This is a genomic window from Sphingomonas aestuarii, assembly GCF_054457155.1.
Map to the genome: position 1 here is coordinate 256716 of NZ_JBTKVV010000001.1, position 18830 is coordinate 275545.

Here is an 18830-nt window from a genome sequence, read left to right on the forward strand (position 1 = left end):
CGGCTACCGGACGAACGAAACAGGGAAAAGGACCACCGCCGCATGACCGACAGCGCGAAGCTAACCGCCGCGGGTAAGGATTTCGACTATCCGGTGCTCCAGGGCACCGTCGGCCCCGAAGTCATCGACATCCGCAAGATGTACGGCCAGACGGGGATGTTCACCTATGACCCCGGCTTCACCTCGACGGCTTCGTGCGAATCCGGGCTGACCTATATCGACGGCGACCAGGGCATCCTGCTCCACCGCGGTTATCCCATCGACCAGCTCGCGGAACAGTCGAGCTTCATGGAAGTCGCCTATCTGCTGCTCAACCACGAGCTGCCGTCGGGCGAGGAACTGGAAAAGTTCAACAACACCATCACGCGCCACACGATGCTGCATGAACAGCTTGCGCAATTCTATCGCGGCTTCCGTCGCGACGCGCATCCGATGGCGATCATGTGCGGCGTGGTCGGCGCGCTCAGCGCCTTCTATCACGATTCAACCGACATTTCGGACCCGCACCAGCGCATGGTCGCCAGCCACCGGCTGATCGCCAAGATGCCGACGATCGCGGCGATGGCGTACAAATACAGCGTCGGCCAGCCCTTCCTCTATCCCGACAATTCGCTGTCCTATACCGGCAATTTCCTGCGCATGACCTTCGGCGTTCCGGCCGAGGAATACGAAGTCGATCCGGTGATCGAATCGGCGATGGACAAGATTTTCATCCTCCACGCCGATCACGAACAGAACGCATCGACCTCGACCGTGCGGCTTGCAGGGTCTTCGGGCGCCAATCCGTTTGCGTGCATCGCAGCCGGAATCGCCTGTCTCTGGGGACCGGCGCATGGCGGCGCGAACGAGGCCGCGCTCAACATGCTGCGTGAGATCGGCACCCCCGACAAGATTCCGGAATATATCGCCCGCGCCAAGAACAAGGACGATCCGTTCCGCCTGATGGGCTTCGGCCACCGCGTGTACAAGAATTTCGACCCCCGCGCGAAGGTGCTGTCCAAGGCCGCGACCGAAGTGCTCGACAAGCTCGGTATCAGCGATCCCGTTCTCGACACCGCGCGCGAACTGGAGCGCATCGCGCTGGAGGACGATTATTTCGTCGAGAAGAAGCTCTATCCCAACGTCGATTTCTATTCGGGCGTCATCCTGTCGGCGATCGGTTTCCCCACCAGCATGTTCACCGCGCTGTTCGCGCTTGCCCGCACCGTCGGCTGGGTCGCGCAATGGAACGAGATGATCAGCGATCCCGCCCAGAAGATCGGCCGTCCGCGCCAGCTCTACACGGGTCCGACCCAGCGCGATTACGTGCCGGTGGGCGAGCGCTGATGCGCTCGCTCAGACCAATTCTGGTCTGGATCGGCATCGCGCTGTTCGCGGTCGGCAGCTTCTTCATGCTCCAGGGGCTGGGGATCATCCCCTGGCCGGCCGACAGCTTCATGGTCGGCGATCAGGTCTGGGTGATGAACGGCGCGCTTCTGGGTGTCGGCGGGCTGGTGCTGATTTTGATCGCGCGGCGGATCAGGGGTTAAACACGCAATCCCCTCTCCGTTCGTGCTGAGCTTGTCGAGGCACGAACGGAGGTTGGGAATGGGTATCAAGCCACCGGCAACGCAAAGACAAACCGAGCCCCCTCGCCCGGCACCGATTCCACCGAAATCTCGCCGCCCATCGCGCGGGCCAGTCGCTGCGATATATACAGACCCAGCCCGCTTCCACCCGGCTCGCTCGGGTCCACCCGCGCGAACTTCTCGAAAATCCGCGCCTGATCCTCGGGCGCGATCCCCTTGCCGCTGTCGGTGACCGATACGCGGACGAACCCTTCCTCGCGCTTGCCGGTCAGCACTACGCTTGATCCTTCGGGCGAATAGCGCACCGCATTGCCGATCAGGTTGACCATCACCTGCAACGCCCGACGAAACTCACCGCTCGCGGGCAGCGCGTCGCCCAGTCCGCTGCGATCGATCGTTACCTTCGCTTCCGCCGCGCGAACCGACAACAGACCGGCAGCGCGTGCCGCGACATCGGCCAGGTCGATTTCCTCGCGCCGCGCTTCGAAATCGGGGCGCTCAATCGCCTGGAGGTCGACCAAATCGTCGACCAACCCCAGCAGATGCCGTCCAGCCGCCGCGATGTCGCTCGCATAATCGGCGTACTGCTCGGCCAGCGGCCCTTCGATCCGTTCGGCGATGCTGTCGGCATTGGCGACGATCCGCCCCAGCGGCAGCCGCAACGCCTTGTCCAGCCGCGCGCCGAAGATGTCGCCGAATCCGTCCACCGGTCGCGCATCCTTCGGCTCGGCCCGGTTATCGCGCGCCGCCCCCAGAAACCCTGCAAAGCGCCCGCCAGCATCGACGATCGGGCTGCCCGACAGCATCACGCGCTGCCCGCCGGGTCGCACCGTCGCCGCCTGTCCCTCGAACCGCGACTGGCTGGCCAGCGCCTCCAGCATCGGCACGTCGCCCGCGTCGTTCTCGGCCAGCGCAAACAACCGGGTGACCGGCGCGCCGATCAGCGCCGCCGCATCCATCCCCTCGACCGGAGACACGAAGCGCAGGCGAAGCTGGGCATCGACTTCCCACAACCAGTCGGCATCGGCGCGCACGAAATCGGCATCGCGCCGCGCGCGCGTCACCAATGCATCGCCGGTCGCGTGCAGCCGCCATCCGGCGACGCTCAGGCGAACCCCGTCGCCTTCCGGCTCGGCGCGTACCAGCAATTCGGCATCCTCGTCGCCGTCGCCGATCGTCACCCGCCGCGCGATGGCAATCCCCAGCCGGTGCGTCAGCCGCACGATCGCGGCAATCGCGGGGACCGCAAAGAGCGCACCCGGCGCGCCCCCGGCCTCCGCGTTCAGCGCGGCCAGCCGGTCGTCGGCATCGATCAGACGCCCCTCGGCGTCGAACCGCGCGGTCGATATCGGAACGGCGTTCGCGCTCATGCAATCCCCCGCTGGCGGAGCAGGTGGATGGCATCGCGATACGCATGCGGCAGCCGCAGCTCGGCGATCGCCGCCGCCGCGTCCGCATGATCCACCGCCATCAGCGCGTCGATCTGGTCGGCAAAACCCTCGACCGAACGCCGCGCATCGGCTTCGCACAGCAGCCACCCGATCCGCGCGATGGTCGGCTTGTCGAAATCGAGCGCCCTCAGCACCAGCCATAGTCGCTCGCCTTCGGGATCCAGCACCGCCTCGCGCACCGCCGAATAATCGGTGCCCAGCGCCCGCGCGATCAGCGCCATCGCCAGCGACAGCCGCCGGTCGCTAAACGCCTCAACGACCAGCAACGGCAATTCCTCTGCATCGGGTGCCAGCGACTTGGCCAGCCGCATCGCGGTCGCCTCCAGCGGATGCACCTCGCCGATCGATCCCACGACCTGAGCCGCGGCATGCGCCAGCGCGGCGTCGCTCATCGCGTCCTGTGGCAATGCCGCGCGCAGGATCGCCACCATCGGCCAGGCAAGATGCGCCCTCAGCGCCGACGGCAGATCGCCGGTCGAGGGTTCGCCATCAATTTCCGCCCGCCGCGCCGCATCGGCCACGAGAAAGGCATGGGCTGCGCCCGACACCTTGGCATCGCGCGACGCCGTCAGCCTCAGCACCAGCCCGCCCGCGCCTTCGTCGCCGGCAAGATCGATCGGCAGCCGTTCAGCGAGCAGCGCTTCGCCGACGCGCCCCAGCACTTCCTCGATCAGCGCGGTTTCGGACAGGATACCGCCATCGGCCAGCTTCGCCGTCATGTCGACCGACAGCGCGGCCAGCGCCGCGCTCGCGTGCTGCGCGCCATGTTCGTCAAGCCAGATCGCGGCGCGCGCCCGGATCATCCGGTCGAGCGCGCCGACGATCGCGTCCAGACAGGCCCCCGTCGCGGTGCGCGTGCGTTCGTCGAGCCGCGCTTCGCTATCCGACAACAGGTCGCGCACCTCCGCCGCCCGCCGCCGCCGCACACGCGACGACGCGCTCGCAGCGCGCGCGAAGATCGGGTTGGCGAACGGATCGTCCCCGTTCGTCCGCTGGGCCGTTGGACCGGACATGGCCCAATTCCTAACGCCGATAGCGTTAAGAACGCGCTAAGCAGCCGGGCGCCGCAACGATTCCACCAGCGTCGCCAATGTCGCGGCGGCATAGGCGGCGGCAACCGCCAGCCCAGCACTGGCATAGCCTGCGGCAACCGGCACCGCGAGCAGCAACAGATACGCCGCCGCCCCGCCATGCCAGCCCTTTCGCGCTACCGGCACCCGCTCGCCGATCGCGGCGAACGCGACCAGCGCGCCGGCGAGGGCCAGCGCCGTCGGGTGCCCGTCGACCAGCGTCACCGCGACTCCCGTCACCAGCACCACAGCTGCCGCAAGCCATGCCACCGCCTGTTCCTGCATCCGCGCGCGGCGATCCTCCCCGCGCAGCCAGCTGAGCAACGCGCCCGTGGAAAAAAGCGCGACGGACAACAGTGAAAACGGAAAGGCGATCTGGACATGCCCCAGCGCGGTGGCGACGATGCTCGCCGCACCAATGACCCCGCCGCCCGCGATCAGCGCCCAATCGGGCACCCCGCGCGACACCAATTTGGGCAGCAGCAACCGGCTGACGGGGGTAAAGAAGAAGCGGTCAGCCCAGCCGCGCCTTTGCCCCGCCAGATTGGCGATTACGGCATTCGACCGGGTGGCCAGCGCCGTTGCCGCACGCTCGATGCCATGCCCGGATTTCAGGGCATCGGCGTGCAACCGCATCTGGCGCGCGCCCGACTGCACCGCGATCCGCAACAGCGTCGACTGGAAATCATATTCTCGCGGCATTGCGGCAATCTCGCCCAGCCGCCCCGCGCCGATCTTGGCAATCCCCGCCCAGCAATGCGCGGCATCGATGCGTTCGACCGCAGGCGCCGATCCGTCATCCTCGGTAATCAGCAGCGTATCCGACGCCGCGCCCGCCATCCGCGCCGCAACCTCGTCGGTCGTCACCAGCGAATCGGCGAAGACGACGACCTCGGCCAGCGGATGCGCCTTGGCCGCAGCCTCTTGCGCGGATCGCACCATATCGACGGTCACCCCGCGCCGCTTGATCCGGCTGACCGCGCCCAGCAAGGCAGGCGTCACCCGCGACACCGCGACCAATATATGCTGCGCGCCCGCCGCAATCAGCAGCCGTGCCTGATATTCGACCAGCGACATGCCCCCGAACGGCAACGTCGCCGCCAGCGTATCGGGGCGGTCGTCGGCATCCTCGGTCGCGAAAATCAGGCCTGCTAGCATGGGCTTGGCGATAGTGGGTTGCGGGTGGGCAGGCAATCGCGGGCACAGCTTCCGATAAAAATACCGCGCAGTGCTCCTGCGAAAGCAGGAGCGTTGGCCACCGCGCTAGCTATTCGCCAACACTCCTGATTTCGCAGGAGCGCGTCGCTTCGTTCGCGAACGAGCCGCGCCAAATCAATACCGCAGATAGGGCGCGCGCGCCGCAACCCACGCCGCCTCATCCGGCACCGTCCGCGCATCCAGATCGGAAGGCGTCGCCCCCGCATCGTCCACCCACTCGCGCAAGCCGGGACCGCCATTGATGACGTCGATCGCCAGCTTGCCGAACTCATATTCATATTCGAAATCGCGCCACAGCGGATAATCGGGATAGAGCGAGCGGATCGCCTTGAACGCCAGCGCCTGCAATCGCCACGGACGGAACGCCTGATGGTCGTAGAATCCGCCCTCGGCATGGATATGCACGCCCGAACACAGCTGATGGACGTGCTTGTGAAAGGTCGGCTCGAAACTGATCTCGCGCAGCGCGCACCCGGTTAGCCATTCGGGCGCGATCCGTCGCATCTCGGCGATCACGTCACGCGCCACGATGTCGGGCGCGCCGAACAACTCCAATGGCCGGGTCGTCCCGCGCCCTTCGGACAGCGTCGTCCCCTCCAGCATCACCGTGCCCGCATAGGCGCGCGCCATGTTGAGGTTCGCCGCATTGGGGCTGGGATTGATCCACACCCGCTCGCTCGGCCAGCCGAATCCCGGCGCGGCATCGGGCGCATATCCGCTCATCTCGACCACCCGGTAATCGACGTCGAGGTTGAACTGATCGACGAACCAGCTTCCCAATTCGCCCAGCGTCAGCCCATGCCGCATCGGCATCGGCCCTGCGCCGACGAAACTCTCCCAACCGGGGATCAGCGTCATCCCCTCGACCGGGCGCCCCGCCGGGTTGGGGCGGTCGAGCACCCAGACGGACTTGCCGTGTTCGGCCGACGCCTCCAGCATGTAGAGCAAAGTCGTGATGAAGGTGTAGATGCGACACCCCAGATCCTGGAGGTCGATCAGCACCACGTCGAACGTGCCCATCGACTGACCCGTCGGACGGCGGACTTCGCCATAGAGGCTGAACACGGGCACGCCGTGAATCGGATCGTCGAAATCCGGCGACTCCATCATGTTGTCCTGCTTGTCGCCGCGCAGCCCGTGCTGCGGCCCGAACGCCGCGGTCACGTTGACGCCTGCGGCGATCAGCGCGTCCAGGCTGTGCGTCAGGTCGGCGGTCACCGACGCCGGATGCGCGACCAGCGCGACGCGCTTGCCCTTGAGTTCCGCCAATAGCTCCGGGCTGGCGAGCAGCCGATCGATACCGAATTGCATGGATCAGGGCGTTGCCGGGAGTTCCAGCACGAAGCAAGCCGCATCATGGAAATCCAGCGCACCCTCGGGGTGTTTCAGCGCCCAATAGGATTTGGTGCCGTCCTTTTCCTCGATCACCGCGCTCAACCCGACATGCCAGTCGGCGTGGGCGAGGTCGGGATAGGCCGACAGGTCCACCGTCACCGACACCCCGTCGTCAGTCCGCTCGATCACCGGCTCGCCCGCCGCCTCCCGCATCCCCGCCCGATGCGAGTCGAAGCTGTAGGACGCCCAATCACCGGACGGCGCGAAATTGAACTCGTGATACCCGATCGCGCTATAGCCGCGCACGAACGCCTCGAAACAGGTCGTCTGCCACAGCCCGTCGCGGCGCTCGCCGTTGCTCGGCGCGGACCATCGTACGTTGTCGATTTCTCCCGTCACCATAAACCGGACGATCAGAAGCGCACCGGAGCGTTTAGCAGTCGCAGAGATGCACAAGGCCGCTCCGGCCAAAGCGTTGGGATGGGGGCGCAGTGCGGACATCGCATCATCCTACGTCATTCCCGCGAAAGCGGAAATCCATTCGCGCCGTCACCGAAATGGATCCCCGCCTTCGCGGGGATGACGTGGGATGCGAGGGGCGATATGGGGAGCCCCCATGACCCAATACACCTCCGACCTGCTCCGCCTGCTCGACAGCCGCGGCTACATCCATCAGATGACCGACGCCGCCGCGCTCGATGCGCTTGCGGCAAAGCAGATCGTGCCCGGCTATATCGGTTTCGACCCCACCGCACCGTCGCTGCATGTCGGCAGCCTCGTGCAGATCATGATGCTGCGCCGGATGCAGCAGTCGGGGCACAAGCCGATCGTGCTGATGGGCGGCGGCACCGGCAAGGTGGGCGACCCCAGCTTCAAGGACGAAGCGCGCCGGCTGATGACCGGCGACACCATCGCGGCGAACATCGCATCGATCAAGACGGTGTTCGAACGCTTCCTGACCTTTGGGGACGGGCCGACCGATGCGGTGATGCTCGACAATGCCGATTGGCTCGACAAGCTCGAATATATCCCCTTCCTGCGCGACATCGGCCAGCATTTCTCGGTCAACCGGATGCTCAGCTTCGACTCGGTGAAGCTGCGGCTCGACCGCGAACAGTCGCTCAGCTTCCTCGAATTCAACTACATGATCCTTCAGGCCTACGACTTCCTGGAACTGTCGCGGCGCAATGGCTGCCGGCTTCAGATGGGCGGGTCGGACCAGTGGGGAAATATCGTCAACGGCGTCGAACTGTCGCGCCGGGTCGACGGGACGGAGGTTTACGGCCTGACCACCCCGCTCATCACCACCGCAGACGGCAACAAGATGGGCAAGACGATGGCGGGCGCGGTGTGGCTCAATGCCGATCAGCTATCGGCTTATGATTACTGGCAATTCTGGCGCAACACCGACGACCGCGATGTCGGGCGCTTCATGCGGCTGTTCACCGATCTGCCGCTGGAAGAGATCGCGCGGCTCGAATCGCTCGAAGGCGCCGAGATCAACGAGGCGAAGAAAATCCTCGCCGACGCCGCGACCGCCCTGTGCCGCGGCGAGGATGCCGCCCGCGAAGCCGCGGAGACCGCGCGCAAGACTTTCGAGGAAGGCACCGGCGGCGATGCCCTGCCCACACACAACGTTGGCGCGGAGTCGATCGGCATCGTCGATGCGCTGATCGCGCTCGGCCTCGCCGCGTCGAAGGGCGAGGCACGCCGCCTCATCACCGGCGGCGGCGCGCGGATCGACGGCGAAAAGGTCGACAGCGACGCCGCGACGGTTAAGCTCGGCGCACATCCGGTAAAGATTTCGGCGGGCAAGAAGAACCACGGCCTGCTGACCCGCTGATATGGTTTCGGCCGCGTAAACCGCCTTGTCTCATAAGGCGTTAGCCGCATTGATTGGCGATCGCTTCACGCAATACCGATTACCATCGCTGCGACTGAAAAGTTTTTCGGGGACGGCATGGCGCATAATCTTGCCCTTGCGGCACAGGAACGACGCGAAGCGGACCGCGACGAGGTCCATTTCCGCGCGCGTGCCTATGGCCCCGATGGGCAGACGCTCGAACTGCTGATCGTCAACATGTCACCGCACGGCCTGATGGCGCGGTGTGAAGCGGAATTGAGCGAAGGCCAGCGGCTGCGCTTGGGCCTGCCGGGCGCAGGCATGCTGACGGCCGAAATCCGCTGGGCGCTGGGCGGGCGGATCGGCTGTCACTTTGCGACCGCGATCGACCGTGCGACTTACTACGAGACGCTGGCCGCGATGCTCCGGCGGTAAAGCAAAAATACCCGTTTGTTTCGAGCGAAGTCGAGAAACGTGGCTTGGCGCCTATGTCGCGTTTCTCGACTTCGCTCGAAACGAACGGGGAGATGAGTTACCCCGCCCGCAACAACCCCACCGCCGCATCCCGCTCGAACAGATAGAGCGCCAGCCGCGCCGCCTGCCCCCGCTCCCCCTGCAACCCGCCGTCGCGGTCGATCAGCAACCGCGCATCGTCGTTCGCCGACTGGAGCAGCGCCGCAAGCGCCTCGGCATCGGCGAGTCGAAACTGCGCCTCCCCCGATTGCCGCGTGCCCAGCAACTCGCCAGCCCCGCGCAGCCGCAGATCCTCCTCGGCGATGCGAAATCCGTCGTTGGTTTCGCGCATCAGCGCCAGCCGCGCCCGCGACGTCTCGCTCAGGTGATTGCCGCGCAGCAACAGACAGATCGACTTGCCCCCGCCCCGCCCCACGCGCCCGCGCAACTGGTGCAACTGGGCCAGCCCGAACCGGTCGGCATGTTCGATCACGATCAGCCGCGCGTTCGGCACGTCCACCCCCACCTCGATCACGGTCGTCGCGACCAGCACGCCGATCGCGCCGCTGGCGAAGCGCGCCATCACCGCGTCCTTCTCCGGCCCCTTCATCCGGCCATGCACCAGCCCCACCCGATCGCCGAACCGCGCGCGCAAGGCCTCGGCGCGAAATTCCGCAGCGGCCAGGTCGCTCTTCTCGCTCTCCTCGACCAGCGGGCATACCCAGTAAGCCTGGCCGTTGTCGGACAGGTGGCGGGCAAGGCCATCGACCACCTCGTCCAGCCGCTCCTCCGACACCACCCGCGTTTCGATCGGCTCGCGACCCGGCGGCATTTCGTCCAGTCGGCTGACATCCATCTCGCCATATTGGGCCAGCGTCAGCGTGCGCGGGATCGGCGTCGCGGTCATCACCAACAGATGCGGCGGCAGCTTCGCCTTGGCTTGCAGCATCATCCGCTGGGCGACGCCGAAGCGGTGCTGTTCATCGACCACCACTAACCCCAGGTCGCGATACTCGACCCCGGCCTGAAAGATCGCATGGGTGCCGATCAGGATATGGATGCTGCCCGCTGCCAGCCCCATCAGCGTGGCCTCACGCGCGCGGCCCTTGTCGCGCCCGGTCAGGATCGCGACCTCGACCCCTGTGCCCGCCAGCTGCCTGGACAACGTGTCGTAATGCTGCCGCGCGAGGATTTCGGTCGGCGCCAGCAACGCGCCCTGCGCCCCGCCCTCTACCGCGACGAGAAGCGCCATCAGCGCCACCAGCGTCTTGCCCGACCCGACATCGCCCTGAAGCAGCCGCAGCATCGGACGCGTCTGTGCCATATCGCCCTCGATCTCGCGCATCGTACGGCTCTGCGCGCCGGTCGGCGAATAGGGCAGCTTCAGCCGACCGCGCAGCCGCCCGTCGCCGGTCAGCGGACGCCCGCGTTTCGACCGCGCCTCTCCCCGTACCAGCAGCAGCGCAAGCTGGTTGGCGAACACTTCGTCATAGGACAATCGCTCGCGTGCCTTGGCGTCCGCCGGATCGGCATGGATGCGGGCAAGCGCATCGCGCCAGTCCGGCCAATCGTGGCGCGCCTTCAATCCCGGCTCGATCCATTCGGGCAAGACCGGTGCTCGTTCGATCGCCTGTGCAGCAAGCTGGGCGACTCGCTTCGACGTGATGCCTTCGGACAGCGGATAGATCGCCTCGCGCTCCGCCTGCCCGCCCGCCTCATCCGGCGGCAATACCTCGGGATGCACGATCTGGAGTTCCTGACCGTACAGGTCGAGCCGCCCCGATACCCAGCGCGTTTCGCCGATCGGCAGCTGTTTGCGCGCCCAGCCCGAATTGCCGCCGAAAAACACGAGGCTGACGATGTTGCCATGCTTATCCGCGGCATGGACGCGCGTGGGTGCGGCGCGGGTGCGGCCGGTCCGAACCTCGGTCGGCGTCAGCAGGATCGCGATGGTGCGCCCGGCATCCGCCATGTCGAGTTCGTCGCGCGGCAACCGGTCGATCCAGCCGCTGGGCAGATGAAACGCCACGTCCACCGCGCGCGACAGCCGCAATTTCTCCAGCGGCTTGGCCAATGCCGGGCCGACGCCTTTCAGCGCGGTGACTTCAGCGAACAGCGGGTTGAGGATTTCGGGGCGCATCGCGAACGGGGTTAGGACATCCCGTGCTCCTGCGAAAGCTGGAGCGTTGGCCGCTGGCGACGGGTTTCATCGCCAACACTCCTGCTTTCGCAGGAGCACTGGCGTTTTGGGGCATCGCCCCTTATCTCGCCCACAGCCTTTCACCGACGGCCGCAAATCCGCGCCCGGCGGCATTTCGCTATGGGAGCCGATATGGACCGCGACATTCGCCTGAAACGCCTGCGCTTTCGCGCCTGGCATCGCGGCACCAAGGAAGCCGACCTGCTGATCGGCGGTTTCTTCGACGCGCATTCGGCCCGCTGGGACGAAGCACAGATCGAATTGTTCGAGCGGCTGCTGGAGGAGCAGGATGTCGACATCATGGCCTGGGCAATGGGCATGCAGCCCGTCCCGCCGCACTATCGCGGCCCGCTGATGGAGGCGCTAGAAGCGCTGAACTACGTGCCCATCGCGCGTTAGCCACAGACAAGCCGTCACCCCGGACTTGTTCCGGGGTCCACCAAGCCACACGCTGAACGCCTGAAAATCATCGACCAACCCCGCCGCACGGTGGACCCCGGCACTTCGGCCGGGGCGACGAAGAGACGGAAATGCCCGACCTGCAGACCATCCTCCGCGCGGAACGCCCGCTGACGCTGTCCGGTGTCCCCACCGGCTTCCTGCCGTCGCTGCTCGCCGATCTGGCGCGCGCTTGCGGCTCGGGCGCGGTCTATATCGCACCGGACGAAGCGGCGATGCGGTCGGTCGGGTCCACCGCGCCTTTCTTCGCGCCCGAACTCGAAATCGTCCAGATACCCGCTTGGGACTGCCTCCCCTACGACCGCGCCTCGCCCACGCTCCGCGTCATGTCCGAACGGCTGGCCGCGCTGCACCAGTTACAGACCCCGGCCAAAAACCCCCGCCTGATCCTTACCACCGTCAACGCCGCGACCCAGCGCACGCTGACCCGGTTCCGTGTGCGGCAACTGGTCGCGCGGCTGGAGCCCGGCGCACGGATCGGCCTCGACAAGCTCGCGAACCTGCTCGCCTCCAACGGCTATGTCCGGGTGAACACGGTCAACGACGCAGGCGAGTTCGCGATTCGCGGCGGGCTGGTCGACCTGTTCCCCAGCGGCTCGGAAAGCGGGCTGCGCCTCGATTTCTTCGGCGACGAGATCGAAAGCGTCCGCACCTTCGACCCCGCCGACCAGCGCACCACCGGGCGCGTGCCCGGCTTCACCCTGCTCCCCGCGTCCGAAGCGCTGCTCGACGAGGAATCGATCAAACGATTCCGCACGCGTTACCGCGAGAAGTTCGGCGCAACCGCCACCGGAGACCCGCTCTATCAGGCGATATCCGACGGCCGCCGCATCGCAGGGATGGAACACTGGCTACCCTTGTTCGAGGAGAAGCTGGAAACGCTGTTCGACCACCTGCCCGACGACGCCGTGGTGATCCGCGACGCGGGCGTCCCCGCCGCGTCCGATGGGCGGTTCGAATCGATCGCCGATTATCAGGCCAATCGCGTCCGCGCGCAGTCGAGCGATCCGGGCAGCTATCGTCCGCTGGGGCAGGACCAGCTTTATCTGCTCGCCGACGAATGGACCAAGCGGCTGGGCGAAGCGGCCGCGCATCTGACCACGCCGTTCCATCAACCCGATGGCGCCGACACGATCGAATTCGGCGTCGAAGGCCCGCGCGATTTCGCGCCCGAACGCGCCTCGGGCGTCAACCTCTACGAAGCCGTCGTCGCGCACATCGCCAGGCTGCGAAAGGACGGCAAGAAGCCGGTCCTCGCCAGCTATTCGTTCGGCGCGCGCGAACGGCTGCTCGGGCTGCTCGCCGATCACGGCCTGCCCGGCGGCAAGGTCGCCGATGACTGGCAGGAAGCGCTGGGCATCGCCGACACCGGCAAATCCGCCGGGACCGCGCTGATCGTCCTGCCGCTCGAACACGGCTTCACCGCGCCCGGCGTCGCGGTGCTGACCGAACAGGACATGCTGGGCGACCGGCTGATCCGCCGGACCAAGCGACGCAAGTCCGCCGACGCCTTCCTGTCCGAACTCGCCACCCTGTCGCCCGGCGATCTGGTGGTCCATTCCGATCACGGCATCGGTCGCTACGAAGGGCTGACCCAGATCCCGGTTGGCCAGAGCCCGCATGATTGCGTCGCGCTGACCTATCTGGGCGGCGACAAGCTCTACGTGCCGGTCGAAAATCTCGAAGTCCTCTCGCGCTACGGATCGGCGGAGGACACGGCGCAACTCGACAAACTGGGCGGCGAGGCGTGGCAGCGGCGCAAGAGCCGGATGAAGGAGCGCATCCGCGAAATCGCGGGCGAACTGATGGCCACCGCCGCCGCACGCGCGCTCCGCCAGGCCGACGTCGCCGAGCCCGATCACGGCGGCTACCCCGCCTTCGTCGATCGCTTCCCCTACAACGAAACCGACGATCAGGATCGCGCGATCGGCGAAGCGCTTGAGGATCTGGCGGCGGGCAAGCCGATGGACCGTCTGATCGTCGGCGATGTCGGCTTCGGCAAGACCGAGGTCGCGCTGCGCGCCGCCTTTGTCGCGGCGATGGCCGGGATGCAGGTCGCGGTGGTGTGCCCCACCACGCTGCTCGCGCGCCAGCATCATATGAATTTCTCGGCACGGTTCGAGGGCTTCCCCCTGAAGGTCGGGCGGCTGTCGCGCCTCGTCCCCGCCAACGAAGCCAAGGCCACCAAGGAAGCCATCGCCGACGGCACGCTCGACATCGTCGTCGGCACCCATGCGCTCTTGTCCAAGGGCATCGACTTCAAACGGCTGGGGCTAGTGATCGTCGACGAGGAACAGCGCTTCGGCGTCACCCACAAGGAACGGCTGAAGGCGCTCAAATCCGACGTCCATGTCCTGACGCTGACCGCGACGCCGATCCCGCGCACGCTTCAGATGGCGATGTCGGGCCTGCGCGAATTGTCGGTGATCCAGACGCCGCCGGTCGATCGGCTGGCGGTCCGCACCTATGTCATGCCCTGGGATCCCGTCGTCCTGCGCGAAGCGTTGCTGCGCGAACATTATCGCGGCGGCCAGAGCTTCGTCGTCACGCCGCGGATCGCCGACCTGCCCGATATCGAGGAGTTTCTGAGGGCTGAAGTCCCCGAAATCCGCTACGTCATCGCCCACGGTCAGATGGCACCGGCGCAAGTCGAGGAGCGGATGAGCGCCTTTTACGACAAGAAGTTCGAGGTGCTGGTCTCCACCTCGATCATCGAATCGGGCATCGACATCCCCAGCGCCAACACGATGATCGTCAACCGCGCCGACCGCTTCGGCCTCGCCCAGCTCTATCAGCTGCGCGGGCGCGTCGGCCGGGCCAAGACACGCGCCTATGCCTATATGGTCACCCCGCCCGAACGGATGATGACCGATGCCGCGGAAAAACGACTGCGGGTGCTGTCCGACCTCGATTCGCTGGGCGCGGGGTTTCAGCTTGCCAGCCACGATCTCGACATTCGCGGGGCGGGCAATCTGCTCGGCGACGAACAGTCGGGGCATATCCGCGAGGTCGGCTACGAACTCTATCAGTCGATGCTCGAAGAGGCGATAATGGACGCCAAGTCGGGCGGGCTGGCGGAGGCGCGCGCCAAGGATTTCTCACCGCAGATCACCGTCGACGCGCCGATCCTGATCCCGGAGGATTACGTCCCCGATCTCGACCTGCGCATGGGCCTCTATCGCCGCCTGAACGAAGTCGAGGACCGCCGCGCGATCGAGGGTTTTGCGGCGGAACTGATCGACCGATTCGGCAAGCTACCCGAACCGACCCAGAATCTGCTGACGCTGATCGAAGCGAAGCTGAACGCGAAGAAAGCCTGCATCGCCAAGCTCGACGTGGGACCAAAGGGCGCGCTCGTCACCTTCCACGACGACAAGTTCCCGAACGTCGAAGGGCTGCTCGCCTATGTCGCCCGCCTCGACGGCACCGCGCGCCTGCGCCCCGACATGAAACTGGTGGTGACCCGCACCTGGGGCGATCCGCAAACGCGGTTGAATGCAGCGCTTCAGATTTCGAGAGGGCTGGCGAAAGCGGCAGGCTGATCCTCCCCGCACGCGGGGAGGTGGCAGTGCGCCAGCGACTTACGGAGGGGGCGGGCCACAAAGCGAAGCGCTTGCGGCCAACCCCCTCCACCATCCTGCGGATGGTCCCCCTCCCCGTGCCGGGGAGGATTATTTCGCCAGAAACGCCTTCACCTCCTGCTGGAACCGCACCGGCTGGTCCCACATGATGAAGTGCGCGGCATCCGGGATTCGCGTCAGCGTCGCGCCCTTCAGCGTCGCATAGGATGCCTGATAATATCCATCCATCTGCGCGTCGCTCAGCGGCACGCCCTTGGGCGTCACGTACAGCACCGTCGTCGGCGCGGTGATCCGCGACAATTCGGGGCGCAGGTCGGTCACCACCAGTTCGCGATACGCGCGCGCCGATACGTCCGTGTCCGACTTCGCCGAATCCTCGAGCGCGCCCGCACGCATCGATTCGGTGTTGATCATGCCCGCGATGGTCGCGTCGCGCTGGGCCTTGCGCGTTGCTTCGTCCGCCTTGGTCATCTGGGCAAAGATATTGTCGGCCATCGGCTTCACGCTTTCCGCCGTCGCGTTCGGCCCGCCGAACATCGCACCGATGAACGGAAACATATCGACCACCATCAGCTTCGACACCGAAGCCGGATGGCGCGCCGCGACCATCATGCCCATCGTCCCGCCCATCGAATGGCCGATCACCGCGGGCGCCTTCAGCTTGTTGACCGCGATATAGCGCGCGATTTCCTCGGCCACGGGTGCTGCGACCGTATCGCCCGTGGCGTTGCCGCCCGCGGGCGCCCCCGCAAAGCCCGCCACCTGCACCAGATGATAGCGATAGCCGGGCACCGCGGCGATCATCTCCTTCCAGACGCGCGGGGAAGACGACAGGCCGGGGATCAGGATCACGTCCCTGCCCTGCCCGGTCGTCGTCACGCTGATCCGGTCCGATGCGAACGCCTGCGCGCTCGCCACGCCGGGCATCAGCGCGGCGGCGGACACCGCCGCCACCAACGAAAGCATCTGCCGTCGAATCATCAATCCCTCCCCAATCCGTCCGCGTGGACTAGCGTGCCCGCCGCGCGAAACCAAAATCCGTCATTGCGAGCGCAGCGAAGCAATCCAGTCCAGCGCTCGCGGCAATGGATTGCTTCGCTGCGCTCGCAATGACGAATCGATTCACCGCGCGTGCACCCCTGCATCCAGCGCAATTCCGCGTTCTTCCGCAAGCAGTTCCTCGTCGAACCGCTCGCGGCGCATCACGAATTGTCCGGCATAGGTCGCGAAACGCCACGCTCCGCTGATCTCGCCGCCCTCGGCGTCGATTGTGCCGCTGTAATCGACCGCGTGGACGCTGTGCGCCGCGCCGTCATATTGTTTTACGAACCAAACCGCCGCCCCTTCGCGCGTGCCGCTCACATAAGCGTGGATCAGATCGACCTCGCCAAGTTCGTCGGGTTCGCTGGTCGTCCCGCTGATCCGCCCGCCGCTTTCATCAAACATCGCGATGAAGCGGTTGGGCGCCACCCCCGGTCCGGCGAAGCTCCCGTACCACACGCCGCTAACGTCGCGCTTGTCGATCATGCCCGCTCGACGAACGCCGCCAGCCCGGCGCTGTCCATCGGCTCCGCGCACAGATAGCCTTGATAATATTGACACCCCTCGGCGGCGAGCAGGTCGAGCTGCACGTCGCTTTCCACCCCCTCGGCGATCACCGCCAGCCCCAGCGAGCGCGCCATTTCGATCACCCCGCGCACCACCACCCGGTCGCGCGGGGATCCGGCGATGTCCTGCGACAATTGCCGGTCGATCTTGAGGTAATCGAGCGGCAGCGCCTTGAGATAGGCGAGGCTGGAATAGCCCGTGCCGAAATCGTCGATCGCGACCCGGCATCCGGCCTGGCGCAGTTCGGACAGCAGCCGCGCGGCGACACCCAGTTCCTCCATCAACCCGCTTTCGGTCACCTCGAACGTCAGGCGGCTGCGCGGAAAACCGCTGGCATCGACCATGTCGAGCAACAGGTCGGCGAACGACGGCCGCGCGATATCCTCCGCGGTGATGTTCACCGACACCCGCAGATGCGCGCAGGATGCGGGCCAGCGCGCCGCCTCGGCCAGCGCGATCCGCTGAATGTGGTCGGACAGCGCGATCGACAGTTCGGCGCGCTCGGCCGCAGCGAGCAGCGTCTGCGCGCCCAGCTCGCCCAGCGCCGGGTGCCGCCAGCGCGCCAGCGCCTCGACTCCGACGATCCGCCCGGTCGCAATCTCGACCTGCGGCTGGAACCGAATCTCGACTTCGCCGGCATCGAGCGCGGCGCGCAGATCGACCGCCAGCTGGTCGAGCGATTGTTCGGCAACGTCTGCGGCATGCGCCGTCCCGCCGGGCGCGCCGCCCGCGGCGGCATCGGCCAGGCTGGCGCTGGCACGGCGCATCAGCGCGGCGGCATCCTCGCCCGTTCGGCTCCACGCGATGGCGAGCGGCGCGCCCACCGGTACGATCCGGCCTTCGATCGCGAAGGGTCGCGCCATCGCTTCCCTCAGCGCCGCCGCCGCCAGTTCGATGCGCGCGGCGTCGCCATCGCCGCTCACCAGAAACTCCGCTCCGCCCAGCCGCGCGATCACCGCCCCGCGTCCGAATGCGCCGCGCGCCACTTCCTCGATCCGCCGCGTCACCGCGCGCAAAAGCGCGTCGCCGGTCGCGCGTCCATAAGCGGTGTTGATCATCTCGAACCGCCGCACGCCGATCAGGATCACGCCGATCGTCGCCTCCAGCCGCACGATCCTGTCGTCGATCCAGCGCCGCGCCGACGCCGCATCGCGCGCGCCGGTCAGCGCGTCGCGCACCGCCACGCCCGCATCGGGCACATCGCCCAACGGCTCGATCAGGGCATGGAGCCGACCGTTATGCGGATCGCGCTGGATATGCTGCACCACGCGCCCCAGCCCCGCGACGTCATGCGCAAAGGCAGTGGACGGCGCCCCGTCGCGCAGCCGCGCGAGCGCCCCGCGCGCCTGAACCCGGTCGCCCCGCCCCAACGCGCGCAGCGCCGCCGTCGGGTGCGGCGCCTCGTCCAGCGCCAGCGCATCGGCCAGCCCCGGCGTCAGTTGCAGCGACCGGGTGCGGTGGTCGTATCGCCAGCCCAGCGGTTCGATCGCCTCGCGTTTCGCGGGCGCGCGATTTTCGTGCCGGTCGGCCTGACGCTGGGCATAGCGTAGCGCCATTGCCAGTTCGGCTTCGCTGACCGGGCTGACCATGAAATGCGTCGCCCCGGCATCGAGCAGGTCGCCCAGCCGCCCGACATCGCCGCGCGACACCATCGCCATCAGCGCCATGCCGTTCGTAGCAGCGGCAGCGCCCAGCAAGCGGACGGCATTCAGCCCTTCCTCGATCGCACCGCGCGCATCGACGATGCCGACCGCGGCGCCGCTCGCCAGCATCCGGCGTTCGGCCCCCTCGGCACGCCGCGCCGCGACTACGCGCCAGCCTGCGGCGGTGGCCGCGCTCGCCAGTTCGTCGCGCTGCCGGAACGACAGGATGAACAGCATCGGATCGCTCGGTGTCGCTGCCTGTGCCGTCATCACCCGAAGCGCCCCTCCCCTACTCCGCAAACGGACAACCCCAATCCGTTCGTGCTGAGCCTGTCGAAGCACTGTCCTTTCTTGCCCAGCCGGGAAGAACAGCATTTCGACACGCTCGATGCGAACGGTTT

The 18830-nt window shown here is 66.8% G+C and carries 15 protein-coding genes; 6 read left to right on the plus strand and 9 right to left on the minus strand.

All coding sequences use genetic code 11. The features are described from left to right. The first annotated feature begins 42 nt into the window (after window positions 1-42). Entirely contained in the window at window positions 43-1326 is a 1284-nt protein-coding gene (locus tag ACX0GZ_RS01305; RefSeq protein ID WP_458812517.1) for a citrate synthase, read from the plus strand. Continuing rightward, window positions 1326-1529 (plus strand): hypothetical protein, encoded by a 204-nt coding sequence (locus ACX0GZ_RS01310; RefSeq protein ID WP_458812520.1) that lies wholly within the window; start codon window positions 1326-1328, stop codon window positions 1527-1529. Before ACX0GZ_RS01305 ends, ACX0GZ_RS01310 begins: the two co-directional genes overlap by 1 nt. Before the next feature lie 65 nt (window positions 1530-1594). On the opposite strand, the gene ACX0GZ_RS01315 is transcribed toward ACX0GZ_RS01310, so the two are convergent. The 5 genes from ACX0GZ_RS01315 to ACX0GZ_RS01335 form a co-directional block, all read right to left on the minus strand. Further along, on the minus strand, window positions 1595-2938 hold the full coding sequence (locus tag ACX0GZ_RS01315) for a sensor histidine kinase (protein ID WP_458812523.1): 1344 nt from the start codon (window positions 2936-2938) through the stop codon (window positions 1595-1597). Continuing rightward, window positions 2935-4032: a DUF2336 domain-containing protein gene (locus ACX0GZ_RS01320; RefSeq protein ID WP_458812526.1), complete on the minus strand. Its 1098-nt coding sequence runs from the start codon at window positions 4030-4032 to the stop codon at window positions 2935-2937. The genes ACX0GZ_RS01315 and ACX0GZ_RS01320 overlap by 4 nt, the downstream gene beginning before the upstream one ends. 36 nt (window positions 4033-4068) lie before the next feature. Further along, window positions 4069-5247, minus strand: a complete 1179-nt coding sequence (locus ACX0GZ_RS01325; protein ID WP_458812529.1) for a hypothetical protein — start codon at window positions 5245-5247, stop codon at window positions 4069-4071. Between the two features lie 174 nt (window positions 5248-5421). After that, on the minus strand, window positions 5422-6618 hold the full coding sequence (locus ACX0GZ_RS01330; RefSeq protein WP_458812532.1) for an exo-beta-N-acetylmuramidase NamZ family protein: 1197 nt from the start codon (window positions 6616-6618) through the stop codon (window positions 5422-5424). A 3-nt stretch (window positions 6619-6621) separates the two neighbouring features. Then, entirely contained in the window at window positions 6622-7044 is a 423-nt protein-coding gene (locus tag ACX0GZ_RS01335; RefSeq protein ID WP_458812535.1) for a DOMON-like domain-containing protein, read from the minus strand. Window positions 7045-7258: 214 nt separating this feature from the next. Between ACX0GZ_RS01335 and tyrS the strand changes: the two genes are divergently transcribed. Both tyrS and ACX0GZ_RS01345 read left to right on the plus strand, forming a co-directional pair. After that, a complete protein-coding gene (gene tyrS / locus ACX0GZ_RS01340) occupies window positions 7259-8485 on the plus strand; it encodes a tyrosine--tRNA ligase (protein ID WP_458812538.1) in 1227 nt (408 codons plus the stop codon). A gap of 117 nt (window positions 8486-8602) precedes the next feature. Beyond that, entirely contained in the window at window positions 8603-8920 is a 318-nt protein-coding gene (locus ACX0GZ_RS01345) for a PilZ domain-containing protein (protein ID WP_458812541.1), read from the plus strand. Window positions 8921-9017: 97 nt separating this feature from the next. Here ACX0GZ_RS01345 and recG read toward each other — a convergent pair whose 3' ends face one another. After that, window positions 9018-11078 carry an ATP-dependent DNA helicase RecG gene (gene recG / locus ACX0GZ_RS01350; RefSeq protein ID WP_458812544.1) on the minus strand — a complete coding sequence of 687 codons (2061 nt, stop codon included), beginning with the start codon at window positions 11076-11078 and terminating at the stop codon, window positions 9018-9020. A gap of 192 nt (window positions 11079-11270) precedes the next feature. Between recG and ACX0GZ_RS01355 the strand changes: the two genes are divergently transcribed. Next, window positions 11271-11537 (plus strand): FAD assembly factor SdhE, encoded by a 267-nt coding sequence (locus ACX0GZ_RS01355; protein WP_458812547.1) that lies wholly within the window; start codon window positions 11271-11273, stop codon window positions 11535-11537. Window positions 11538-11668: 131 nt separating this feature from the next. Further along, on the plus strand, window positions 11669-15139 hold the full coding sequence (gene mfd, locus ACX0GZ_RS01360) for a transcription-repair coupling factor (protein WP_458812550.1): 3471 nt from the start codon (window positions 11669-11671) through the stop codon (window positions 15137-15139). A 129-nt stretch (window positions 15140-15268) separates the two neighbouring features. Here mfd and ACX0GZ_RS01365 read toward each other — a convergent pair whose 3' ends face one another. The 3 genes from ACX0GZ_RS01365 to ACX0GZ_RS01375 form a co-directional block, all read right to left on the minus strand. Beyond that, the gene (locus ACX0GZ_RS01365; protein ID WP_458812553.1) at window positions 15269-16159 is read right to left on the minus strand and encodes an alpha/beta fold hydrolase; all 891 of its coding nucleotides are present in this window, start codon (window positions 16157-16159) and stop codon (window positions 15269-15271) included. A 141-nt stretch (window positions 16160-16300) separates the two neighbouring features. After that, entirely contained in the window at window positions 16301-16705 is a 405-nt protein-coding gene (locus ACX0GZ_RS01370; RefSeq protein WP_458812556.1) for a hypothetical protein, read from the minus strand. Continuing rightward, a complete protein-coding gene (locus tag ACX0GZ_RS01375) occupies window positions 16702-18699 on the minus strand; it encodes a putative bifunctional diguanylate cyclase/phosphodiesterase (protein ID WP_458812559.1) in 1998 nt (665 codons plus the stop codon). The genes ACX0GZ_RS01370 and ACX0GZ_RS01375 overlap by 4 nt, the downstream gene beginning before the upstream one ends. Between the last annotated feature and the right edge of the window lie 131 nt (window positions 18700-18830).